This window comes from Bacillus fungorum (genome assembly GCF_002746455.1).
Taxonomy (GTDB): domain Bacteria; phylum Bacillota; class Bacilli; order Bacillales; family Bacillaceae_G; genus Bacillus_A; species Bacillus_A fungorum.
The window spans coordinates 42,148-63,304 of record NZ_NWUW01000006.1 but is presented as its reverse complement, the minus strand read 5'-3'; the positions used below and the strand labels follow the sequence as shown (position 1 = coordinate 63,304).

Genomic DNA, 21,157 nt, shown 5'->3' with positions numbered 1-21,157 from the left:
TTATTCCCCCGTTTTCTTACGCACAAATAAACTATATTCTAATGGATTATGAAAACTTAATTTGTTAGCTAATTTTTGAGAAGAAATATTGTCTACATTACAATCCCAACACGGTGTAATACCATTTTGCATGCAATGTTCAATAAACCTTGTTGCAAGCGCTTGAGCTAATCCTTTCCCTTGATGCGCTTCATGCGTCACAATATCAATCTCTGCAAATCCATTCCCACTAAATATTGAAACACATTCCGCTACAATCATTCCCTCTTGTTCTATACAAAATCCAAAACCACCGTTCAAAAACGCTTCAATTGATCCCCAATATTCTTTGTAGTACTCCTCTGTAAATTCACTGCTTCGTTCTATATCTCTTCTATCAATACGCTTCACTTCATATGTATTTTTGTTACAATCTCGTTTTCTCTCTTCAAAGGTTACGCTTTGAAATTTCATTCGCGGGATGTTCCGAAGTACATTACTAAAACGTTCTTCTATCATCATTTCCCACTCTTCACTCGAAGTGAACAATGTAAATCTCTTCTCTGTTTTTTCAATAGCCTTTTTTATAAACGAAAATAAATCTTCGTTATAATTTTGATCATCCGTATCACCAAATAAATAATAAATACCATTAGCTGTACGCATTAGTCCTACTGTTAATTTCTCGTTTGCAAAAACTTCACCATCTATCATTTGATCACATACCGCATAAGCAAACGTCGTCGTTTTTGTATGACTTTCTAAAATCGGAAGGATTTTTCTATACTCAGCTACAGATAATTGTTTCATAATTGCTCCACTTTAATCGTATCAGCCTCTATATTTTCAAAACAAAGATTTACTGTTCTCTTTAATGCTCTCGTTCTATGGATCGTGCATGCTGGAATTAAGATAGAATCATTTGGCTTTAAAACCGCCGTTTCTCCATCTTCAAAATCAATAAGTAATTCTCCCTCTAACACAATAAATAATTCATCCGAGTTAGAATGATAGTGCCAATCATATTCACCAGTAAATACAGCGATTCGTAAGCAATGACTATTTACATTTGAAACGACGAAGTTTTTATGTTGATCTTGAATGTCCTTTGTTAATTCTATTAAGTTCACAGTTTCCATCTTTCGTCTCATCCTTTCATTAGTCGTTCTTCTGAAAAATCAACTTAGTCTCCACCACCTCCGCAATCTCCTCCACCATCACTTGAACTGCTACAATCGTTGCTACTGTAATCACCAAATCCGCTTGATGAGCTTGAATCGGATGAAGATTTTTTTCTTCTTTTTCTATCTTTTTTACTTTCATGACTAGGCCACACTTTATCAAATAATATAAAGAATAAGAATCCTTCTACCATAACAAGTGTAACGCCAAAAATACCTTCAATAACATTAGGGGTTATCCCAAAATTTTTAACCATCCCACATAAAAACACGCAAAAAATCACATACAAGAACATACAAATATACCGAAATATTTTTTCTATCATAATGACTACTTTTTTTGAAAGAGGTATGTTCTGTTCCTGTTTTTTCTTTATATACTTTTGTCTTTTAGCTTGCTTTTTCTTCCTATTTTTACTCCCCATTGAATCCCCTCTATCGACTTTCATTTTTCATTTAATTCCAAATTATCACAAAAAACAACATCATAACAAGCTATACTTTACGTAAAATTTTGTTTACTTTTTGTAAAGTTTTATCTACTTATTACCTAAAAATAGATATAACAAATTTACAAAAAGGAGACTTTGTATATTTGATTAAAAATAAGGTGAAACAATTCCGCGTCGTTAGAGACATCACCCAAGAACAATTAGCTTCCTCTGTTCAAATCACTAGACAATCCCTCATCGCTATCGAGAAGAATAAATACAACCCAAGTTTAGAATTAGCATTGAAATTATGTGAGTTTTTCAACTGTAAAGTAGAAGATTTATTTCAATTAGATAAAACTGGAGAGGAAAAAGAATGAAAAATACTTTTAATCAAGAATTCATTTCGCATCTTACCATTTTATTGTTAGGTTCAACTTTTCTTTATTTCAATAGTAATGCTGAAGAAAAGATTAGTTCTGTCCTTCTATTCGCTGGCGTATACATACTCTTAGCCTTGATACTATTCGTAGTGAAACGAATATTCTTTAAGAAAAAAGAATGATGCAGAGAAATATCCATTACCTGAGATGGATGAAAGAATCGAGAAGATGAGTTTAAAACTTATGGCACAAATTTTCGGTCTCTCTCATTTAGTCGGCTCTGCGATACTATTTATTTTATATATCACTGACAAAAACTCGATGATACGAGTTGAGTATGCCTTATATTACTTGTTCGGCATTCTTTTCTTTACAATGATGTTCGGATTGAAAATTGTAAAGAAACTAGACAATTAACCCAAACAAAAAGCCCCTCCTTACAAAAAAGGAGGGGCTTACATGTATTTCTATTATGATAAAGCAGGAGCTTTTTCAAGAAGCTCTTTTGCATCAGCATATTGTAAACCGTGAGCTTCTGCAACTGCTTCGAATGTTACATATCCATCTAATGTGTTAATACCTTTTAATAATGCAGTGTTGCCTAAGCAAGCTTCTTTGTAACCTTTGTTAGCAATTTGTACTGCATATGGTACTGTTACGTTTGTTAATGCAAGAGTTGATGTACGTGGAACCGCACCTGGCATATTCGCAACTGCATAATGAACAACGCCATGTTTTTCATAAGTTGGGTTGTCATGAGTTGTAATACGGTCAGTTGTTTCGAAAATACCACCTTGGTCAATTGCGATATCTACAACGACAGAACCTGGTTCCATCGATTGAATCATTTCTTCTGTTACAAGTTTTGGCGCTTTTGCACCTGGAATTAATACTGCACCGATAACAAGGTCAGATTCTTTTACAGCTTCTGCGATGTTGTATGGATTAGACATTAACGTTTTTACTTGGTTACCGAAAATATCATCTAGTTGACGAAGACGTTCTGCACTTAAGTCGATGATTGTTACATCTGCACCTAAACCTACTGCAATCTTCGCTGCGTTTGTACCAGCTTGACCACCGCCGATAATTGTTACTTTGCCGCGTTTCACCCCTGGAACGCCTGCAAGTAAAATACCTTTACCGCCTTTGTTTTTCTCAAGGAATTGTGCACCGATTTGTGCAGACATACGACCAGCTACTTCACTCATAGGTGCAAGTAATGGTAAAGAACGATTGTCTAATTGTACTGTTTCGTATGCAATTGATACAACTTTGTTATCAATTAATGCTTTCGTTAATTCTGGTTCTGGAGCTAAGTGTAAGTATGTGAATAAAATTAAACCTTCACGGAAATAGCCGTATTCACTTGCTACTGGCTCTTTTACCTTCATAACCATATCTTGATTCCATGCTTCTTCAGCAGTTTCAACAAGTTTTGCACCAGCTTGTACGTATTCTTCATCCGTAAAGCCAGATCCTAAACCTGCTCCTTTTTGAACAAAAACTTCATGACCATTTTGTACTAAATGTACTGCTCCCGCTGGCGTCATTGCCACGCGATTTTCATTGTTTTTAATTTCTGTTGGAATACCGATACGCATTATTAGTTCCCCCTTGAGTTATGAAATGACCCCTGAATCATTTTTTAAAGCGCTTTCTACGCTCTTATATTTTAACATAATATCTCAATATTTGACAAAAAATAATGCGAGTTTTCCGATAGATTTAATCTTACATGAAAGGACAGTATTATCCGCACCTCTTTACATAAAGGATAAACTGTCCAATTATTCGAAACTTCACTTTATTTTTCTCTATCGATGTCTATGAATAACATCTACTGCACCAGTCACTTCAATAATTGTACCGGTAATCATATCGGAATCGTCCTCACATAAAAACGAAATCGTTCTTGCGATATCTTCACCTGTTCCAGATCTACCAATTGGTGTGTTATGTTCTTTCAACTGACGTGCTTCTTGAATTGTCGCTTCTTTCATTTCACCAATAATATCACCAGGACATACCATGTTTGCAGTAATACCATATTCTGCTTCTTCGTAAGCAACTGTTTTCGTTAATGAAACAAGTCCTACTTTCGCTGCTGCAAATGCTGAACGATAAATCCATCCCGGTGCGCTATCTGCCCCTTGGAATCCGTAATTAATAATACGGCCAAAGTTCTGTTTTCTCATAACTGGAACGACAAGTTTCAACAAATGAAATACCGCTGTTAAATTACCCTGAATCATTTCATTCCATTCGTCTTCTTCATAATCGACTAACTTTTTTCGTTCAAATACATATGGACCAGCATTATTAATTAAAAAATCAATTTTGCCAAAACGGCTTATCGCTTCTTCTACTATTTTATGTAAGTCTTCCTTTTTCGTGACATCCGCTTGCACGAATTGTAGACGCTCTTCCATATTTTTATATGTTTCTTTCATCTTTTCCATAGCCGTGATATCGCTATGGTACGTTACTGTTACTGAATATCCTTTAGCCAATAACTTTTCTGTTACTTGCTTTCCTAAACCTTTCGTACCGGCTGTAATGAGCGCGTGTCTCACAAACATGCCTCCTTTTAAATTGCTATACTTCATATGTAACAAGTTCTCGCACCAATTACAACTAAAATGAATCAAAACAGAGTTTTCGAAATTCTGTAACGTTTCCGACAAGCACATTACCAAAATTTGTTTTATAATAAAGTTGTAAACGGTAATAAAAATGATTGGGAGGAATTTACTATGAATAATACATATACAAATATTTTAATCGCGGTGGATGGTTCTAAAGAAGCAGAAAGAGCCTTTAAAAAAGCAATTCAAGTCGCAAAACGCAACAATGCAACATTAACAATCGCTCATATCGTTGATGTAAAAGCATACTCAGCAGTAGAAGCTTATAGCCGTGCAATTGCTGAACGTGCAAATTTATTTGCAGAAGACTTATTAGAAGACTACAAAAAAACTGCGCTTGAAGCTGGCCTTGAAAAAATTGAAACTGTATTAGAATTTGGTAATCCTAAATCAAAAATTTCAAAAGAAATCGCTCCAAATCATAAAGTAGATTTAATTATGTGTGGTGCAACTGGTTTAAATGCTGTTGAGCGTTTCCTAATTGGTAGCGTCTCTGAACATATTATTCGCTATGCGAAATGCGATGTCCTTGTTGTTCGTGGTGATGAGGAGCAAGGTGATCTTTAATTCATAAAAATAAATAGGGTAGATAAGAGACTTTCTCTTATCCACCCTATTTTCATTTATACTTTAGGAATTCTGTAATCTGGATTATGTTGCTCCCAGCCACCTTGTGTATTTACACTCGTATCCCCATCACCATCTACCCATATTGTTCTTCCATCAGGTAAAACTCTTTCATGGGGTGTTACATGATGAGTATTCGGGTTTTCCTCCGCTGTATATTCTACATCCATTGCTTCTGGAGCTGATGCTTGTGCTACACTATCGCCTTCTACTCCGTCGGCGATTCCATCCACACCATCAATTATATCAATAACTCCTACTGAGAAGACGCCTACAGCTGCAACCTTTGCTAATTCTTTTCCTGCTTCTATTGCTTTATCAGTATCTCCTTCTCTTATCGCTTGTACAGTTTCAACGCCCTTTTCTGAAACATGTACAATACCTTTTCCAATTGTCGTTGCCGTATCTTGAACCGTTCCAAATATTTCTTTATATCCTCGTTTCGCTTGCTGTTTATCATCTGTAATGAGGCCACCTATAGCATCATACGTCCCATCAGCAAGATTCCCAACGATTTCCCCAGTTTTAATCGTAGCTTTATTAACCCCTTTTCCAACATCCTTTATGAAATTACTGTTCGTAACTTCTCCTACTACTTCTATCGCACCGCCCACTACTTCAGCCGCAACTTTAGCCGTCGCTCTAGTTACTAATTTAATTAAACTCATACCGCATCCTCTTCTTTCTTAATATTATAATATAAAATTATTATAATTATATATCTGTAGTCTATATAACTACAATTTATTTCACATACTTCACTATAAATACAAGACAAACTAGCACAACAATGACAACCGCAAATACATAAGGCGGAAGAAACTTCAAAGACCAGAATGCCATCATAATCGTCGCAACCGTTAAGTACGCTTGCCTTGCATCTTCTGTCATTTTTTTACGAAGGAAGAATACATACAAATAACCAATTGGCGGCGTAATGAAGCAAAGAACATATATAATTTTTGATTTCAAATACCATTTTTGTTCTCCGAGTTTCTTTATGTCTTCTTCTATTCTCTTATGCTCTTGTTCTCTCGCTTCTTCTACAAGCGGATTTTCCTCTTCTCCTCGCTTTTCTTTCATATAAGGAAGAAAGTGCATGAAAAAATAGTATGCAAATACGAATGCTCCAAATCCAATATTTAATCTTTCTAATGGAATATGTTCACTAAAAAAAGCAGCAGTAAGCACTAAAGACAAACAGTACGTCATCATCCAAAATGAACGTTTTCTCTTTTTTCGTTCCATTTCTTTTTTATCTTGTACATGTTTTCTTTTCGAAAGCCATATCGAAATACAGCAGTCTACTATAAATAGAATAAAGATAAATATCCCGATGTGTACTGTTTCTACATCCTCAAATGAAAAGATATTTGGGAATGCAACGTGTAATACAATTAACGTGTACAAAATTAACCCTATAAAATAAATACGTCTCATTTTCCATCCCTTTCTTATTTCCTAACATTACATTAACATACATTTTTTAGGAATAGACGGACAAAATATATATGTTTAAAAAAGGAGGATGCAACATGGATGATTCTGAACGCATTATTTTAGATGTGAATGGGAAAGAAATCGAAATGTTAGATACAATTCGTACACATTTTAAAGAGAAACACGGTGTGGAACTAAGTAACGGCGCATTGCTTAGAGATTTGATGGATATTGAGTATATTCGAATTACGGAAGATCGACATAAATATGATTAATCGATACATTGTAAGCCTAGAACAGATTGCTCTAGGCTTACTTACATTCACACAAAAAATATTATAATTAGGAAAAAAGTATGAAGGATACGAAAATATGAAATCCCAAAATATCTCAAAACATTTTCAAACATTACATGTACAAAGGAACGAGTTCCTTCCTCATCTCCATTCACTATCACAAGAACAACTATGGTATAGGAAAGAGGACAAAAAATGGTCTATTGGTGAACACTTTTATCACTTATATTTAATTGCAAGGATGCTCAAAGTAGCAATTAAAGTCTCTCTCACTCTTTTCCCTTATGCAAAGCTAAGAAAAAATGCCACATTTGCAACTGACATACATGACATTTATGCTGAATATAAAGAAAAGCATGGTAAAGGAATGAAAGCACCTTGGATTTTAATCCCTTCAAAAAAAGTCTATCACTCTATGAATGTAACTGAATTAGAAGAATTACTTGCACGTGAAACAGATGAAATAAAAAAGCTAGTTCAAAATATAGAAGAAAATATTGCAGGACATATCGTATTTTTAGACCCAATTGCTCACTATCCTAACCTGATTCAATCTATTCAACTATTAGCGATACATGAGAAACATCATTTTATGATTATGAAAAATAATTATGAAATGATAGATACTCCCCTAAAAATCTAAATACAAAAAGGTAAGGTACTTTTTAAAAAAGCACCTTACCTTCTTTATCATGCATCATTTAATCCCTACAAACTCTCCAACCAATCCTTTCGCCTTCACCAAAGCCTTTTCAATTTGCTCAAATCCTGTCCCGCCAGCACTGTTACGGCGCTTTACAGCTGCATATGGTGAAAGAACTTCATACAAATCTTCTTCAAATAACAAGCTCATTTCTTTATACGTTTCAAGTGGTACATCTACTAAATAAATTCCTTTTTGTGTGCAGTGTAGCACTAGCTTCCCAACAATTTCATGAGCTTGACGGAATGGTAGTCCTTTACTTGCTAAGTAGTCGGCAATTTCTGTTGCGTTAGAGAAATCTTGCGTTACAGCTTGCCCCATCTTTTCTTTGTTAACAGTCATCGTCTCTAACATACCTGCCATAATATGAAGGCATCCTTCTACTGTTTTTACTGTATCAAACATTCCTTCTTTATCTTCTTGCAAGTCTTTATTGTAAGCGAGCGGTAATCCTTTCATTACTGTAAGTAAACTAAATAAATTACCGTATACTCTGCCTGTTTTACCACGGATAAGTTCCGCCATATCTGGATTTTTCTTTTGCGGCATAATGCTGCTTCCCGTTGCGTATTGATCGCTCATTTCAATAAATTGAAACTCTTGGCTACTCCATAAAATAAGTTCTTCGCAAAAGCGTGATAAATGCATCATGAGCATAGATGAGTTACTTAGGAACTCCAGTATGAAATCACGATCGCTTACCGCATCTAAACTATTTTCATAGATTCCATTAAATCCAAGAAGCTCCGCACTATATTCTCGGTCAATCGGGAATGTTGTCCCAGCTAACGCTCCTGCTCCTAATGGCGACATGTTAATACGCTTTAACGAATCTTCATAACGATTCACATCACGCTCTAACATCCAAAAATAAGCGAGAATATGATGAGCAAATGAAATTGGCTGGGCACGCTGCAAATGCGTATAGCCAGGCATAATCGTTTCAATATTATTTTCCGCTTGATGAACAAGAACAGTTTGCAATTGTTTTGTAGCTTTAATAATATGTTCTACTTTTTCTTTTAAATATAAGTGCATATCAGTCGCCACTTGATCATTACGGCTTCGGCCTGTATGAAGTTTCCCTCCTACTTCACCAATTTTTTCAATTAACATCTTTTCAATATTCAAATGAATGTCTTCAGCTTCAACGGAAAAATGCAATTTATTTTGTTTCGCTTCTTCTAATAAATATTGAAGACCTATCTTTATTTTCTCTGCTTCTTCTTTTGTAACGATACCTTGCTTTGCTAGCATCGTTACGTGCGCAATACTCCCATTTATATCTTGGTTTACTAATTGTTGATCAAAGGAGATGGATGCTCCGAACTCTTCAACCCATGCTTCCGCTTCTTCTGTAAAACGTCCGCCCCAAAGTTTGCTCACGCTTCCACCTTCTTTTGATTCACTTGGCTGTATACTTTCGTCGGTAAACCAAATAATGAAATGAATCCAACTGCAGCATCATGATTAAATTCGTCCTGGACAGTATATGTTGCTAGTTTTTCATCGTATAAAGAGTACTCAGATTTACGTCCTTCTACAATCGCATGGCCTTTAAATAATTTCACACGCACTGTACCTGTTACATTCTTTTGCGTTTCTTGTAAGAAAGCATTCAGCGCTTGTTTTAAAGGGGAGAACCATAAACCGTTATAAATAAGCTCTGTTATTTTTTGCTCAATCATCGGTTTAAAATGCGCTACTTCTTTTACAAGTGTTAAATCTTCAAGTTCCTTGTGCGCCGTAATTAATGTCATTGCTGCTGGGCATTCATATACTTCACGCGATTTAATACCGACAAGACGATTTTCTACGTGATCGATACGTCCAACGCCATGTTTTCCAGCAAGTGCATTTAACGTTTTAATTAATTCTGAAAGTGGATATGCAGTGCCATTTAAAGTAGTCGGTACGCCTGCTTCAAAGCCAATTTCTACAAACTCTGGTTTATTCGGTGTATCTTCTAATGCCAATGTCATCTCATATGCATCTTCTGGCGGTGCTGCCCATGGATCTTCTAAAATTCCGCATTCGTTGCTGCGTCCCCATAAGTTTTGATCAATTGAAAATGGGCTATCTAAATGAATCGGAATTGGTACATTGTTTTCTTTTGCATATGCAATTTCTTCTTCACGTGACCATTTCCATTCACGTACAGGCGCAATTACTTCTAAGTAAGGATTTAATGCTTGAATAGAAACTTCAAAACGAACTTGATCATTCCCTTTCCCTGTACATCCGTGTGCAACTGCAGTCGCTCCTTCTTGTTCTGCAATTTCTACTAATTTCTTTGCGATAAGTGGACGTGATAACGCCGAAACGAGAGGGTATTTCCCTTCATATAACGTGTGCGCTTGCATCGCCATCAATGCATATTCATTCGCAAATTCTTCTTGAACATCAATCATATATGATTTAATTGCACCTACTGAAAGTGCCTTTTCTTTTACAAACGCTAAGTCTTTACCTTCCCCTAAGTCTAAACAAAGCGCGATAATATCATAATTCTTCTCTTGTAACCATTTAATTGCAACGGAAGTATCAAGGCCTCCGGAATATGCTAACACAACTTTTTTCTTCTCCATTTTGCATCCCCCTAAAGAATAAATATTCATTTTCTTTTATAATAATTCAAACTTTAACACCTTTTACAAAATGTATCAAGAGTCATTTTCAAATTTTTTCAAACAATTTCGTCGAACTTATTTCTGTTTTTATGTAAAATATAAGCAGGAAAACGGGGGTGAACTTATGGAAAAATATTTCTTATACGATGAACATCTAGGAATTGAAATTCCACATTTACAAGAAGACTGGGAAGATATCCCCGAAAAAATGCAGCATGCGATTTTACTAAAATGGGAACAAGTTCGCGGGAAAATCCCTGATCGCATTAAAGAACTGGAACACTATATTAATACAAAGCAACATCATTTAAATAACGAGGAAGACTTCGAAATTTCTTGCAAACTAAATTCAGAAATTGCCGATCTCGCTTCCATCATTAATGACCTTTGGCTTTGGTATCGCCTCACTCAAAATGTATCCGAGGGAAAAGCTCACCAATGAAAAAAGCATGCCCCTTAATTACTTTGGGTCATGCTTTTTTGTCGTAACACGATTTACAATATATCTCTTGTGCTGTTTTCGCCAAACACACATCAAACGGGCCAACTAATATACTTCTTTCTTTCGGCAACTTTACAAAAGCAACTAACTCTTCTTCATATTGAATCTTTTTCTGACATGAAGCGCATATTAATTCTTTTCTTTTGAACATGTCTTTTAGCATAGGTTCATTCTCCCCTTCATCTATCTATATTAATATATTCTCATAATAGTTAAAGTTTGTAAAAAAATGACACATTCTAAAGTGAATGATTCATATACTATGTACAAAAGGAGGTCTAAAGCTTATGCGCGCTCTCATTATTATCGCTTTAACTTTTTTAAGTGTGATTAGCTGGGATGCGTTTTTTAAAGATAAAAGTGATGAAAAGGATACAACTGAATAAAACCCATTTTTCTTACTTATTGGACAAACCGTTAAAAACTGTCCAATTCTGCAAAATAACTTAGGCTTTTCTACAAAAATATTTAAACATAACAATTTTTGTAGATTCCCTCCGTTTATTGTCGGTTTCCATCCGCATACATTTTTTGAAAGTATGATATAATAATATAAATCTTGAAGGAAGGGATTTTGATATCATGATCGCTCGAAGGAGCATGTGGCATCGTATTGACGAATCATACACGTAGCGTATTTTCCAGCTTAGATACTTTAGTCTAGCGAAAAAAATACGAGAGTGGGGAAATTATGATTGCCCGAAGGATAATTTGGCAAAAAAAAGACTCTTCTTACACATAGCGTTTTGTTTAGGACTTAATTGTTACTAGCTAAACAAAACAAAGAAGAGCAGGATTGCTAAATGAAGAATCCTACTCCACGTTTTGTTTAGTCGTTTTAAGACTTAAACTAAAACGAAGGTAGGGAGAATTGATGGACGAGAGGATTATTCGTTATTTCTTCAGCGACATATAGCGTAGTTAGTTTTTTTCGTAAACTAACTGAAAGCTACATGTGAGCTCGTAGTTAGTTTACAACACAAAAAGGACTACTAACTACGGAAAGAAGGAATAACGATGAGGAACATCCAAAGTCGACAAATTATTAAAGAAGTTTTTATGGTTTTAATCGGTTCATTTATTTTAGCAGCAGCGCTATATCATATTCACTTCCAAAACCACTTAACAGAAGGTGGCTTTGTAGGTATCGCACTATTCATCCAAAATTTTTATGATATTTCACCATCTATTTCAACTGTAATTATGGATATCCCAATTATTTTACTGTGTGCTTCATTTTTAGGTAGAAAAATGGTTGGCTATTCATTCTTAGGTTCAATTTCATTCGGAGTATTTTATTCTCTTATGGAAAATTATTCTCCATTTACGGTCGATTTATCAAACAATTTATTTATAGCTGCAGTAGTTGGCGGTGCGTTAGCTGGTATTGGACTCGGTTTTATATTGCGATTTGGCGGTGCAACCGGTGGAGACGATATTTTAACAATTGTATTAAGTAAAAAAACACGTTTTACAATTGGGCAAATTTTCTTCGTCTTTGACGCGATTGTTCTTGCGCTTTCATTATATTATTTAAATTGGACAGAAATTGCTTTCACTATTCTTTCGATTGCCGTACAGGCAAAAACATTGGATTTAATTTATTATCCAAAAACAGCAGAAAAGCAACCAGTATCTGTTCCAATGCCAAAAAAACATGCAACAAATTAAAAAAGCGAAAGGCCTCGGCCTCTCGCTTTTTTTATGCTCTTTTTTCCTTCTCGACTATATGGCGTACTTGATAAAATCTATTTGCAAATTCAGTAACGTTTCTTGTTAAACGATAATTCACTGTAGATCCGATTGCCATTCCAATTACCGGAATACCTTGGAATAATTTACGACGAAGAGCATAAATCGAAAATGTTTTCAAAATTTGTTTTAACACAATCTCAGTAGAAGCTGGTTGTAACACCGCTTCGTCTCCTTCATAGAAGAAGGAATCTTCTTGCTCTAGCTCTTGCAATAAATTGTACCATGCGTATTGCTGAAGTCTTCCTGGTAGTAATGACGCATGAAACACCTTTAACGCAAGCATCATTTCATAAGGCTTATTCACATCATGTCCAAATGAGGTTGCAATAAGTTGGACAGCCTTCACATTTAACGCGATCATAGCTGGAAAATCAGCCGTTAATAATAATAAACCTCCAGCACCCGTTGCTCCGCCTTGTACGAATGAATATAAGCGATGGCGTGCTGTTTGCTGCTCTGCTATGTATGTTAATTGATCAATCGATAATGCTTTCAAATCTTCCAGCTGCTCAATCGATTCATCAAATAATCTCGACGTTCCTAAAATACGATTACGCGCATCTAACTGTGTTTGTGAACTTTGAATCAATGCATGCAAATGAAAGAGCCATCCATCTGCTTTCGTAAAGAAGTCTTTTCGTTTTTTCTCAGGTAATTTCGCAATTGTAGTATGTACCCATTTATCAAACATTTTTTGAAAATCAGTCGCTTCTTGCTCAACTAATTGCAATTCCCATTCTTTTATATTGTCTAAAATGGCTTGTTCTCGCTTCGATCGCATCGTAACAACCACCTCGTTCGATTTTTTTCTATTGTAACATATTTGCAAATATGCTTGTACATTGTATGTTCCTTATTTATAGCATATATCCGAATACATGTTACCAATTTCTACTTAGCTACATTATAATCATCCTTATACAAAATATATAAGGAGCGATTATACATATGTATCCACGAGCAAAAGCTTTTGGCATTACTATACATCACAATCGACTTCTCGTACAAGAATATCATACAGATAACGAAACCTATTACCGACCTCTTGGTGGTTCAATTGAACTTGGTGAAAAATCAGCAGATACCGTTATTCGTGAATTTAAAGAAGAGCTTCATACAGAAGTGGAAATCACCAATTATTTAGGCTGCTTAGAAAACATCTTTCAGCTATATGAGGAAATTGGTCATGAAATCATTCAGCTATATTCTTTACGCCTATTAGACACATCACTATATGAAATGGAAATAATGAATATACAAGATGAGCAAACAGTATCGTATGCGAAATGGATTCCCGTTACAGCATTCATTCAAAAAGAGAAAGCACTATATCCAGATGGAATTTTGAAATATCTCCAACAGAAGAAAGACGAAATCCTATAGGATCTCGTCTTTCTTTTCATACAGTATATTAACCAATATCTCCAAGACGTAGTACGTCACGAGCGATCATAACTTCTTCGTCAGTTGGAATTACAATGATTTTTACTGGAGAGTGTGGGAAGTTAATGAATGCTTCCTCACCGAATACGTTATTACGTTTTGCATCGAAGTATACGCCCATGTACTCAAGGCCTTCTAATACGCGTTCACGAATAATCGCACTGTTTTCACCTACACCAGCTGTGAAAATGATTGCGTCTACACCTTTCATACGAGCAGTGTAAGAACCGATGTATTTGTGGATACGGCTTACGAATACATCAAGTGCTACTTTCGCACGGTGGTCGCCTTCTTCTTCTTTCGCAATGATGTCACGTAGGTCACTAGAGTAACCAGTAAGACCTAACATACCACTCTTCTTGTTTAATACGCTAACTACTTCTTCTACTGTTTGGCCTGTTTTTTCCATGATATATGGAATTAACGCAGGGTCAATGTTACCAGAACGTGTACCCATTGTTACACCAGCAAGTGGAGTGAAGCCCATAGAAGTATCGATAGATTTACCGCCTTCTACTGCTGCGATACTTGCACCGTTACCTAAGTGACAAGAAAGTAAGCTTAAGCTCTCAAGTGGACGACCTAATAGTTCAGCCGCACGCTCAGTTACATATTTATGAGAAGTTCCGTGGAAACCGTATTTACGGATACCGAACTTTTCATAGTACTCATATGGTAAGCTGTATAGGAATGCAGATTCCGGCATTGTTTGGTGGAATGCTGTATCGAATACTGCTACTGCTGGTACGTTTGGTAATACTTCTTGGAATGCTTTAATACCAACAACGTTTGCTGGGTTATGAAGTGGTGCTAAATCGCTTAATTCTTCGATATCAGCTAATACTTCATCAGTAATTAGAACAGAGTCAGCAAATTTTTCGCCGCCATGAACAACACGGTGACCGATACCGCCAATCTCATCTAGAGATTTAACAATTCCGTTTTCAGTTAATTTTTTAAGAAGCATATTAACTGCTACTGCGTGATCTGGAATGTTTGTAATTTCTTTTTGTTTTTCGCCATCTACAGTAATAGTGAAGATACTATCTTCTAAACCGATACGTTCTACTAAACCTTTTGTTAATACTGTTTCACTTGGCATTTCAAATAATTGGAATTTTAAGGAAGAGCTTCCTGCGTTAATCGCGATGATTTTTGACATCTAGTCTTTCGCCCCTTTTTCTCTTGGTAGTTGTGTGGGTGTTTCCACAAACCGCTCGATTTTATCTGATCAAATTTACTAAATATGAAAACGTTTCATCATTAGCAAATTTTATACTCACGATTTTAATTTAAACATCGTCCGACATATATTTCAAGTGAAAAAATTGTAACACCAAGAAAAAAAATATATTACAGATTTCAAAAAAATTCAGTTAAATCTTGTATATATTTAAAAATATAACATATAATATAAAACTGTACTACATGAATTACTAACCCTGTTACATATACCTAGCCTTATTTATGCGTTGCAAACCAAGTATTTAATTGGTCCATAATGTCCTCCATCGCCTTCATGTTGGAGAATTTAGGTAACTCCACTAATAACGCCTGTTTTGGCATCGTTACACTAGGGCCTTTCTTTTGGAGAACAAATATACTTTTTGCATTTTTCTCGTTTTTAAACATGGAAACAGGTAACTGTAATAACCCCTGAATAAAGCATGTTTCTTTAATAAATGCATGTAATTTCGGTGCTTGATCACTTTCAAAAATGAAGTTCGGTACTAGGAAGAATAAGTATCCGCCTTCTTTCGTATGTTTCACACTTTGTTCAATAAATAGGTGGTGGGCATATGACATTCCTTCATCTGCTTTTAACTTATATTCACTTGCACCGATTTCATTTGGATAGTAACCAATCGGTAAGTCTGAAACGACTGCATCAACCGGATCGATATAAAGTGGTGCTAGTCCATCTTGATGGAAGAATTCGATTGCATGCTTTTGTAAATTCGCATTTACTAAAGCAAGTTTAATTAGCACTTCATCCACTTCTACACCAAATCCACTCATTGTTAGTCCTTCTTTGGCGCTATTAAACACTGTAGTCATTAAGTTGCCTGTTCCAATAGCAGGGTCTAACACAGTAATTTCATTTTGACCTTGCATAAATTTATGGAATAAGTAACTCATGAACATACCAACTGCATCAGGCGTCATTTCGTGATTCGCTTGCACGCCTTCTTTCATTCCTTTTAAGATGGCTAACTGAAATGCTTTACGAATTTCTTCACCTTTATATGTTTCTTCATTAAACGTACTATATTCACGATTCAGCCTTTCAATTGCTGATTCTGATAATTCCTCTTGTAAAATCGCTCCTTCAAACAAGTTATCACCTGTTTCTACAAGCGCCTCTAAATATGTTACATCTAATTCTTTACGTAAAACTACCGCAGAAGAATCAAAAATAGAAAATAATGTTTCTACTGTCTGACTCACGTACATTCCTCCTTCTCTCTTTTACACATAACTTATATCATACCATAATCTGATTTTTCCCAAAAGAAAAAGCGACCTCTTTTTAAGAGCCCCCTTTTAAGTGATGTATAATATAACGTCTTTTCTCATATATTGGTTCAATATAACAATACATGAGAAAAGACGACCTCTTACAAAGAGGTCATCTTCCTTCACATTACTTTGCCGCTTTAGCTGCTTCTAATGCTGCTTCATAGTTTGGATGGCTTGTACCTTCGCTTACGTATTCTACGTAAACTACTTTGTCGTTGCTATCTACTACGAATACTGCACGAGCAAGTAAACGAAGCTCTTTCATTACTAAGCCGTAAGCTTCACCGAATGAAAGGTCGCGGTGGTCAGAAAGTGTAACAACATTTTCTAAACCGTTTGCTGCACACCAGCGTTTTTGAGCGAATGGTAAATCAGCGCTAATTGTTAATACTTTCGCGTTTTCAATACCTGCTGCATCTTGGTTAAAACGACGTGTTTGTGCATCACACACACCTGTGTCGATTGAAGGTACAACACTAATTAATTTCACTTCGCCTTTGTATGTTTCTAAACTTACTGGAGATAAGTCATTTGCTAACACTTGGAAGTTTGGCGCTTGATCGCCAACTTTAACTTCTGTTCCAACTAAAGTCATTGGATTGCCTTTAAAAGTTACGTTTGCCACTTAAAAATCCTCCCTTATTTAAACAAAATATGTACAATGTAAATGATAGTTTGTCCCTATCGATAATGCAAATAAAATCGCTTTATTTACAAAAAAATTAAAGAAGCTAATCTATTGATCAGCTTCTTTATTCGTTAAATTTGAAATTCAGGATCATCTTCTTTTCGTTTATCCATCATTTCTTTCACTTTATCAACAGCTTGTGGTGCTAATTCAATTATTTTATCGATGACGTGTGTTTGTTTATCTAAGTGTAACACTTTTACACCTTCTCCATTTATTACAAGAAAAGCAACAGGATTAATAGAAACTCCTCCACCACTTCCCCCGCCAAACGGATGACGGCCTGAATGTTCTACTTTACCAAATTCACTTCCACCAGCAGCAAATCCGAAACTAACTTTCGAAACGGTAAGAATTACACTTCCATCTGCCGCTTTAATTGGATCGCCCACAATTGTATTTACATCAGTCATTTGTTTTAAATGCTGCATTGCAGTGGTCATTAAACCTTGAATTGGATGGTCCACTTTATATCCCCCCTATGCTTGCACAGATTTTTCATTCACACCAGATCTTTGTCTTCTCATAAACGTGAGTAATTTTATTCCTGTTTTTATAGCACGAAATATACGAAAAGATGCTGTTAACTCACATCTTGACGCAAATCCTTTCCCTTGAAAAACAGGGGTAATTTCAAATTCTGGTACGTCGACAATATGCATATATTGTCCTACAACTCCAGCAGCCATTCCTTTTGTCCCCCATGCATATCCGGTGACAATTCCAGTACTAGCTGCATCACCTGCTCCGATTTGCGTATGCCATTTCCAACTATTGATTTTCACTCGTTTGAGAAAATCTTTAACAATAGTATGAACTTCTTGCAGCTTTTTTATCAGCTCCCCAATGCTATCAAGTTGTGCCATAATTTTATTGTCTAGTCCGCCGTCCTCTTCAGCTTTTTCGATTTTTTGTCCTGTTTTCTTCTGCTGTTTTTCAATTCTTTCCAACACATCAAATGTATATCGAATCATCCATATTTTCACTTGAAGCAAACATTGCTTTTCCATTTCTGAATATAAAAATGTCACTTTAAGTTTTATTTTCGACAATAATATAAACAAAATAAAAAGGAGAAGAATTATTATTCCAATTACGAGCCACTTCATACGTATCATCCTTTCACTCCGTACCCATTATCGACAAGTTTATTCATCATTAAACAGAATTCCATAAGATTGAATATAAAAATTTTTCTAAAAATAAAAAGGTGTTTTGACAATTTGTATCGAAATATATTATTTGAACATATCGTCAGGGAACGTATTTTGATGATATGTAGCACGAAGCATAGAAAATTTAACTGCAGTGGAGGGATACATAATGGCAGATCGTCGCAATTTATTTTTCTTTTATGGTGATGACAAAGCAAAGCTCGTTGAAAAAATGAAACCAATCTATCGTATTTTAGAAGAGAATGGATTTACCATATTAGATCATCCAAAAAATGCAAACGCTATCGTCAGTGTTGGAGATGATGCAACTTTCTTACAAGCCGTTCGTAAAACTGGTTTTAGGGAAGATTGTTTATACGCAGGGATTTCTACGAAAGATGAAATTTCATTCTACTGCGATTTCCATATTGATCACGTTGATACAGCCCTTCAAGAAATTACAAAAAATGAAATTGAAGTGCGAAAATATCCAACAATTCAGGTAGATGTAGATGGCAGCACATCTTTCCATTGTTTAAATGAGTTCTCATTACGTTCTAGCATTATTAAAACGTTCGTTGTAGATGTTCACGTTGATGATTTATATTTCGAAACATTTAGAGGGGACGGTTTAGTTGTTTCTACTCCAACAGGAAGTACAGCTTACAATAAATCATTGCACGGTGCAGTTGTTGACCCGCTTATCCCTTGCTTCCAAGTAAGTGAATTAGCATCTTTAAATAACAACACATACCGTACACTTGGTTCACCGTTCATTTTAAATCACGAGCGTACATTAACCTTAAAACTAAGACCAGACGGTAACGATTACCCTGTTATCGGTATGGATAATGAAGCGCTTAGCATTAAACAAGTAGAAAAAGCTGTTGTACGCTTAAGCGATAAACAAATTAAAACAGTTAAATTAAAAAACAATTCCTTCTGGGAAAAAGTACAGAGAACGTTTTTATAGTATTAAAAAACCCGTCGCATTATGGAGATTCCATAATGCGACGGGTTTTCTTTCTCTCGCTATTAGTTGCTATTTGGGTTGAATTGTGTCGGTAAGTTGATATATTTCAATAATCGCTGATATATTTTGAGTTGTGGTCGATATATTCTAAAAAAACGCTCATATATTTCGAGTTGCGGTCGATATATTCCAAAAACCGCTCATATATTCTCACGCTTCTTTTCTATAAACAACCTTCCCATCAATTACAGTCATCGCTGCTTGCACTTCTTTTATTTCTTCTGCCTCTATTTCAAAAATATTGCGGTCTAATATCGTAAAGTCTGCCTCATATCCTTTTGCGATTTGTCCTCGCTTCGCTTCTTTTCCGATTGCATAGGCACTTCCTGTTGTAAATAAAGAGACAGCCTCATATACCGTTAATCTTTCTTCCGTCATATAACATACACCGTCAATAAAACTTCTACGTGTAACAGCGCTATATATGCCTAAAAACGGATTCACTTGTTCAATTGGTGCGTCAGATCCACCGTTGCAATGTAATCCTGCTTCTAGTAACGTCTTCCAAGCGTACGCATAACGAAGACGATGCTCACCTAGTTTTTCAATGACTGATGGAAAATCTGATGAAACAAAAACTGGCTGTATATCAATAATGGCTTGTAAGTTTTTCATTCTCTCAATCAACTCTTCACGAGCGAGCTGACAATGAATAATGCGGTCACGTAATCCTTCCGCTGGCGGATACAATTCAAGCGCATCAATGACATATTCAAGCGATAAATCACCGATTGTATGAATAGCAACTGGCATTTGTAAATCTCGTGCTTTTTTCACTAACTCCGCAAGCTCTTCACGTGAGAAGATTGCAACACCATTTGTTTCCTTTGCATCTTCATACGGTTCACTTAATAAAGCTGTTCTTCCCCCAAAAGAACCGTCAGAAAAAATTTTCATCGCCCCAAACTCAATATAATGCTCGTTTTCATATTCCTTTCGTTCATGTGCTACTTTATGGTGAACGAGCAAATGTGCTTTAAATGGCAATTCTTTTATAACATGAGAAAACGCATTGTGCGTCTTTCTAAAACCACCGTAATAATTTAAATCTTCCGTATGCCCACCAACGAGGCCATATTGCCAGCAGTCTTTAATTGCTGTTCGCAAAGCGCTTTGTAAATAAGCTTCATCAATTTCAGGCTGAACATGTTTAATTAACTCTTGCCCTTGTTCATATAAAAGCCCCGTTAACATATTTGATGAATCACGGCCAATTTTCCCGCCTTTCGGGTCTTGCGTCATTGCTGTTATATCCGCTTCTTGCAGTATGTATGAGTTCACCCATGTAACGTGGCGACAAACCCTCTTTAATAAAATGGGATGTTCTCTTGAAATTGCATCTAAATCTTTTGTATGAACATCTTTCGTATCTGTAAAGTTATTTTCATTCCAGCCTTCTCCAATAATCCAACAACCTTTTGGTGCTTCTTCTACTCGCTTCTGAACGAGAGTCAGCACTTCGCTATACGATGTACAATTTGATAAATCTAGACGAAGTAATCTCTCCCCGTGACCAATAAGATGCATATGGCTATCAACGAGACCTGGAATCATCGTTTTGCCTTTTAAATCGTGTAATTTAGCCACAGCATATCGGTTTTCTAACTCTTCTTTACTTCCAACATCAACGATCGTACCGTTTTCAACGTAAACAGCGTCAACTTTTTCATTCTCTTCTCTCATTGTGTAAATGGTGCCGCCATACCAAATTTCTCCCATATGCTCATCCCCTTTTCCCTTAAGT

General features: G+C 35.8%; 25 protein-coding genes and 1 pseudogene. 9 read left to right on the top strand and 17 right to left on the bottom strand.

Going from position 1 to position 21,157, the window contains the following annotated elements; all coding sequences use genetic code 11:
* Genes CO726_RS10605 through CO726_RS10595 form a run of 3 tightly spaced genes read right to left on the bottom strand, consistent with a single transcriptional unit; the run spans position 1 to position 1,585 of the window.
* Positions 1-789 carry a GNAT family N-acetyltransferase gene (locus CO726_RS10605; protein ID WP_099684222.1) on the bottom strand — a complete coding sequence of 263 codons (789 nt, stop codon included), beginning with the start codon at positions 787-789 and terminating at the stop codon, positions 1-3.
* A complete protein-coding gene (locus CO726_RS10600) occupies positions 786-1,118 on the bottom strand; it encodes a cupin domain-containing protein (protein ID WP_000450941.1) in 333 nt (110 codons plus the stop codon). The genes CO726_RS10605 and CO726_RS10600 overlap by 4 nt, the downstream gene beginning before the upstream one ends.
* Before the next feature lie 44 nt (positions 1,119-1,162).
* Positions 1,163-1,585 carry a hypothetical protein gene (locus CO726_RS10595; protein WP_099684221.1) on the bottom strand — a complete coding sequence of 141 codons (423 nt, stop codon included), beginning with the start codon at positions 1,583-1,585 and terminating at the stop codon, positions 1,163-1,165.
* Between the two features lie 170 nt (positions 1,586-1,755).
* Between CO726_RS10595 and CO726_RS10590 the strand changes: the two genes are divergently transcribed.
* Both CO726_RS10590 and CO726_RS10585 read left to right on the top strand, forming a co-directional pair.
* Positions 1,756-1,971 (top strand): helix-turn-helix transcriptional regulator, encoded by a 216-nt coding sequence (locus tag CO726_RS10590; RefSeq protein WP_000594567.1) that lies wholly within the window; start codon positions 1,756-1,758, stop codon positions 1,969-1,971.
* Positions 1,968-2,391: pseudogene (locus CO726_RS10585) on the top strand (hypothetical protein). The gene CO726_RS10590 and the pseudogene CO726_RS10585 overlap by 4 nt, the downstream one beginning before the upstream one ends.
* A 53-nt stretch (positions 2,392-2,444) precedes the next feature.
* Here CO726_RS10585 and ald read toward each other — a convergent pair.
* On the bottom strand, positions 2,445-3,578 hold the full coding sequence (gene ald / locus CO726_RS10580) for an alanine dehydrogenase (RefSeq protein ID WP_016718657.1): 1,134 nt from the start codon (positions 3,576-3,578) through the stop codon (positions 2,445-2,447).
* Between the two features lie 213 nt (positions 3,579-3,791).
* Positions 3,792-4,583 (bottom strand): SDR family oxidoreductase, encoded by a 792-nt coding sequence (locus CO726_RS10575; RefSeq protein ID WP_099684358.1) that lies wholly within the window; start codon positions 4,581-4,583, stop codon positions 3,792-3,794.
* Positions 4,584-4,730: 147 nt separating this feature from the next.
* Between CO726_RS10575 and CO726_RS10570 the strand changes: the two genes are divergently transcribed.
* Entirely contained in the window at positions 4,731-5,189 is a 459-nt protein-coding gene (locus CO726_RS10570; RefSeq protein ID WP_001066680.1) for a universal stress protein, read from the top strand.
* A gap of 56 nt (positions 5,190-5,245) precedes the next feature.
* Here the strand turns inward: CO726_RS10570 and CO726_RS10565 are convergent, their stop codons facing one another.
* Together CO726_RS10565 and CO726_RS10560 are read right to left on the bottom strand one after the other, a co-directional pair.
* Entirely contained in the window at positions 5,246-5,917 is a 672-nt protein-coding gene (locus tag CO726_RS10565) for a hypothetical protein (RefSeq protein WP_099684219.1), read from the bottom strand.
* Positions 5,918-5,993: 76 nt separating this feature from the next.
* Positions 5,994-6,689, bottom strand: a complete 696-nt coding sequence (locus CO726_RS10560; protein WP_099684218.1) for a hypothetical protein — start codon at positions 6,687-6,689, stop codon at positions 5,994-5,996.
* 95 nt (positions 6,690-6,784) lie between these two features.
* Here CO726_RS10560 and CO726_RS10555 point away from each other — a divergent pair, with 95 nt between their 5' ends.
* Positions 6,785-6,964 (top strand): hypothetical protein, encoded by a 180-nt coding sequence (locus tag CO726_RS10555; protein WP_000342760.1) that lies wholly within the window; start codon positions 6,785-6,787, stop codon positions 6,962-6,964.
* 97 nt (positions 6,965-7,061) lie between these two features.
* A complete protein-coding gene (locus CO726_RS10550) occupies positions 7,062-7,628 on the top strand; it encodes a DinB family protein (RefSeq protein WP_099684217.1) in 567 nt (188 codons plus the stop codon).
* Positions 7,629-7,682: 54 nt separating this feature from the next.
* Here the strand turns inward: CO726_RS10550 and argH are convergent, their stop codons facing one another.
* Complete coding sequence (argH, locus tag CO726_RS10545; protein ID WP_099684216.1) at positions 7,683-9,074, bottom strand: argininosuccinate lyase; 1,392 nt, start codon at positions 9,072-9,074, stop codon at positions 7,683-7,685.
* On the bottom strand, positions 9,071-10,276 hold the full coding sequence (locus CO726_RS10540; protein WP_099684215.1) for an argininosuccinate synthase: 1,206 nt from the start codon (positions 10,274-10,276) through the stop codon (positions 9,071-9,073). The genes argH and CO726_RS10540 overlap by 4 nt, the downstream gene beginning before the upstream one ends.
* Positions 10,277-10,442: 166 nt before the next feature.
* On the opposite strand from CO726_RS10540, the gene CO726_RS10535 reads away from it, so the two are divergent.
* Entirely contained in the window at positions 10,443-10,760 is a 318-nt protein-coding gene (locus CO726_RS10535; RefSeq protein WP_000417213.1) for a hypothetical protein, read from the top strand.
* Positions 10,761-10,788: 28 nt separating this feature from the next.
* On the opposite strand, the gene CO726_RS10530 is transcribed toward CO726_RS10535, so the two are convergent.
* Positions 10,789-10,983, bottom strand: coding sequence for a hypothetical protein (locus CO726_RS10530; RefSeq protein WP_136699535.1), 195 nt, complete (start codon positions 10,981-10,983; stop codon positions 10,789-10,791).
* 854 nt (positions 10,984-11,837) lie between these two features.
* Here CO726_RS10530 and CO726_RS10520 point away from each other — a divergent pair.
* Positions 11,838-12,491: a YitT family protein gene (locus CO726_RS10520; RefSeq protein WP_099684213.1), complete on the top strand. Its 654-nt coding sequence runs from the start codon at positions 11,838-11,840 to the stop codon at positions 12,489-12,491.
* Between the two features lie 31 nt (positions 12,492-12,522).
* On the opposite strand, the gene CO726_RS10515 is transcribed toward CO726_RS10520, so the two are convergent.
* Entirely contained in the window at positions 12,523-13,356 is an 834-nt protein-coding gene (locus CO726_RS10515) for an EcsC family protein (protein ID WP_099684212.1), read from the bottom strand.
* 167 nt (positions 13,357-13,523) lie between these two features.
* Here CO726_RS10515 and CO726_RS10510 point away from each other — a divergent pair, with 167 nt between their 5' ends.
* Positions 13,524-13,958 carry an NUDIX hydrolase gene (locus CO726_RS10510; protein WP_099684211.1) on the top strand — a complete coding sequence of 145 codons (435 nt, stop codon included), beginning with the start codon at positions 13,524-13,526 and terminating at the stop codon, positions 13,956-13,958.
* 28 nt (positions 13,959-13,986) lie between these two features.
* Here the strand turns inward: CO726_RS10510 and ackA are convergent, their stop codons facing one another.
* The 5 genes from ackA to CO726_RS10485 form a co-directional block, all read right to left on the bottom strand.
* A complete protein-coding gene (gene ackA, locus CO726_RS10505; protein ID WP_098638781.1) occupies positions 13,987-15,180 on the bottom strand; it encodes an acetate kinase in 1,194 nt (397 codons plus the stop codon).
* A 299-nt stretch (positions 15,181-15,479) separates the two neighbouring features.
* Positions 15,480-16,466 (bottom strand): class I SAM-dependent methyltransferase, encoded by a 987-nt coding sequence (locus CO726_RS10500; protein WP_071756978.1) that lies wholly within the window; start codon positions 16,464-16,466, stop codon positions 15,480-15,482.
* A 196-nt stretch (positions 16,467-16,662) separates the two neighbouring features.
* On the bottom strand, positions 16,663-17,163 hold the full coding sequence (gene tpx / locus CO726_RS10495; RefSeq protein WP_000024528.1) for a thiol peroxidase: 501 nt from the start codon (positions 17,161-17,163) through the stop codon (positions 16,663-16,665).
* 134 nt (positions 17,164-17,297) lie between these two features.
* On the bottom strand, positions 17,298-17,693 hold the full coding sequence (ytfJ, locus tag CO726_RS10490; RefSeq protein WP_000350005.1) for a GerW family sporulation protein: 396 nt from the start codon (positions 17,691-17,693) through the stop codon (positions 17,298-17,300).
* Between the two features lie 12 nt (positions 17,694-17,705).
* Positions 17,706-18,344: a DUF2953 domain-containing protein gene (locus tag CO726_RS10485; RefSeq protein WP_099684210.1), complete on the bottom strand. Its 639-nt coding sequence runs from the start codon at positions 18,342-18,344 to the stop codon at positions 17,706-17,708.
* 205 nt (positions 18,345-18,549) lie between these two features.
* Between CO726_RS10485 and CO726_RS10480 the strand changes: the two genes are divergently transcribed.
* Positions 18,550-19,353 (top strand): NAD kinase, encoded by an 804-nt coding sequence (locus tag CO726_RS10480; RefSeq protein WP_099684209.1) that lies wholly within the window; start codon positions 18,550-18,552, stop codon positions 19,351-19,353.
* 210 nt (positions 19,354-19,563) lie between these two features.
* Here CO726_RS10480 and CO726_RS10475 read toward each other — a convergent pair whose 3' ends face one another.
* A complete protein-coding gene (locus CO726_RS10475) occupies positions 19,564-21,132 on the bottom strand; it encodes an amidohydrolase (RefSeq protein ID WP_099684208.1) in 1,569 nt (522 codons plus the stop codon).
* Between the last annotated feature and the right edge of the window lie 25 nt (positions 21,133-21,157).

Excerpts from the sequence above, each read along its gene's own strand:
- CO726_RS10605 (WP_099684222.1), bottom strand. The coding sequence starts at position 789 with ATGAAACAATTATCTGTAGCTGAGTATAGAAAAATCCTTCCGATTTTA.
- CO726_RS10600 (WP_000450941.1), bottom strand. The coding sequence starts at position 1,118 with ATGGAAACTGTGAACTTAATAGAATTAACAAAGGACATTCAAGATCAA.
- CO726_RS10595 (WP_099684221.1), bottom strand. The coding sequence starts at position 1,585 with ATGGGGAGTAAAAATAGGAAGAAAAAGCAAGCTAAAAGACAAAAGTAT.
- ald (WP_016718657.1), bottom strand. The coding sequence starts at position 3,578 with ATGCGTATCGGTATTCCAACAGAAATTAAAAACAATGAAAATCGCGTG.
- CO726_RS10575 (WP_099684358.1), bottom strand. The coding sequence starts at position 4,583 with ATGAAGTATAGCAATTTAAAAGGAGGCATGTTTGTGAGACACGCGCTC.
- CO726_RS10570 (WP_001066680.1), top strand. The coding sequence starts at position 4,731 with ATGAATAATACATATACAAATATTTTAATCGCGGTGGATGGTTCTAAA.
- CO726_RS10565 (WP_099684219.1), bottom strand. The coding sequence starts at position 5,917 with ATGAGTTTAATTAAATTAGTAACTAGAGCGACGGCTAAAGTTGCGGCT.
- CO726_RS10560 (WP_099684218.1), bottom strand. The coding sequence starts at position 6,689 with ATGAGACGTATTTATTTTATAGGGTTAATTTTGTACACGTTAATTGTA.
- CO726_RS10555 (WP_000342760.1), top strand. The coding sequence starts at position 6,785 with ATGGATGATTCTGAACGCATTATTTTAGATGTGAATGGGAAAGAAATC.
- CO726_RS10550 (WP_099684217.1), top strand. The coding sequence starts at position 7,062 with ATGAAATCCCAAAATATCTCAAAACATTTTCAAACATTACATGTACAA.
- CO726_RS10540 (WP_099684215.1), bottom strand. The coding sequence starts at position 10,276 with ATGGAGAAGAAAAAAGTTGTGTTAGCATATTCCGGAGGCCTTGATACT.
- CO726_RS10535 (WP_000417213.1), top strand. The coding sequence starts at position 10,443 with ATGGAAAAATATTTCTTATACGATGAACATCTAGGAATTGAAATTCCA.
- CO726_RS10530 (WP_136699535.1), bottom strand. The coding sequence starts at position 10,983 with ATGCTAAAAGACATGTTCAAAAGAAAAGAATTAATATGCGCTTCATGT.
- CO726_RS10520 (WP_099684213.1), top strand. The coding sequence starts at position 11,838 with ATGAGGAACATCCAAAGTCGACAAATTATTAAAGAAGTTTTTATGGTT.
- CO726_RS10515 (WP_099684212.1), bottom strand. The coding sequence starts at position 13,356 with ATGCGATCGAAGCGAGAACAAGCCATTTTAGACAATATAAAAGAATGG.
- CO726_RS10510 (WP_099684211.1), top strand. The coding sequence starts at position 13,524 with ATGTATCCACGAGCAAAAGCTTTTGGCATTACTATACATCACAATCGA.
- ackA (WP_098638781.1), bottom strand. The coding sequence starts at position 15,180 with ATGTCAAAAATCATCGCGATTAACGCAGGAAGCTCTTCCTTAAAATTC.
- CO726_RS10485 (WP_099684210.1), bottom strand. The coding sequence starts at position 18,344 with ATGATACGTATGAAGTGGCTCGTAATTGGAATAATAATTCTTCTCCTT.
- CO726_RS10480 (WP_099684209.1), top strand. The coding sequence starts at position 18,550 with ATGGCAGATCGTCGCAATTTATTTTTCTTTTATGGTGATGACAAAGCA.
- CO726_RS10475 (WP_099684208.1), bottom strand. The coding sequence starts at position 21,132 with ATGGGAGAAATTTGGTATGGCGGCACCATTTACACAATGAGAGAAGAG.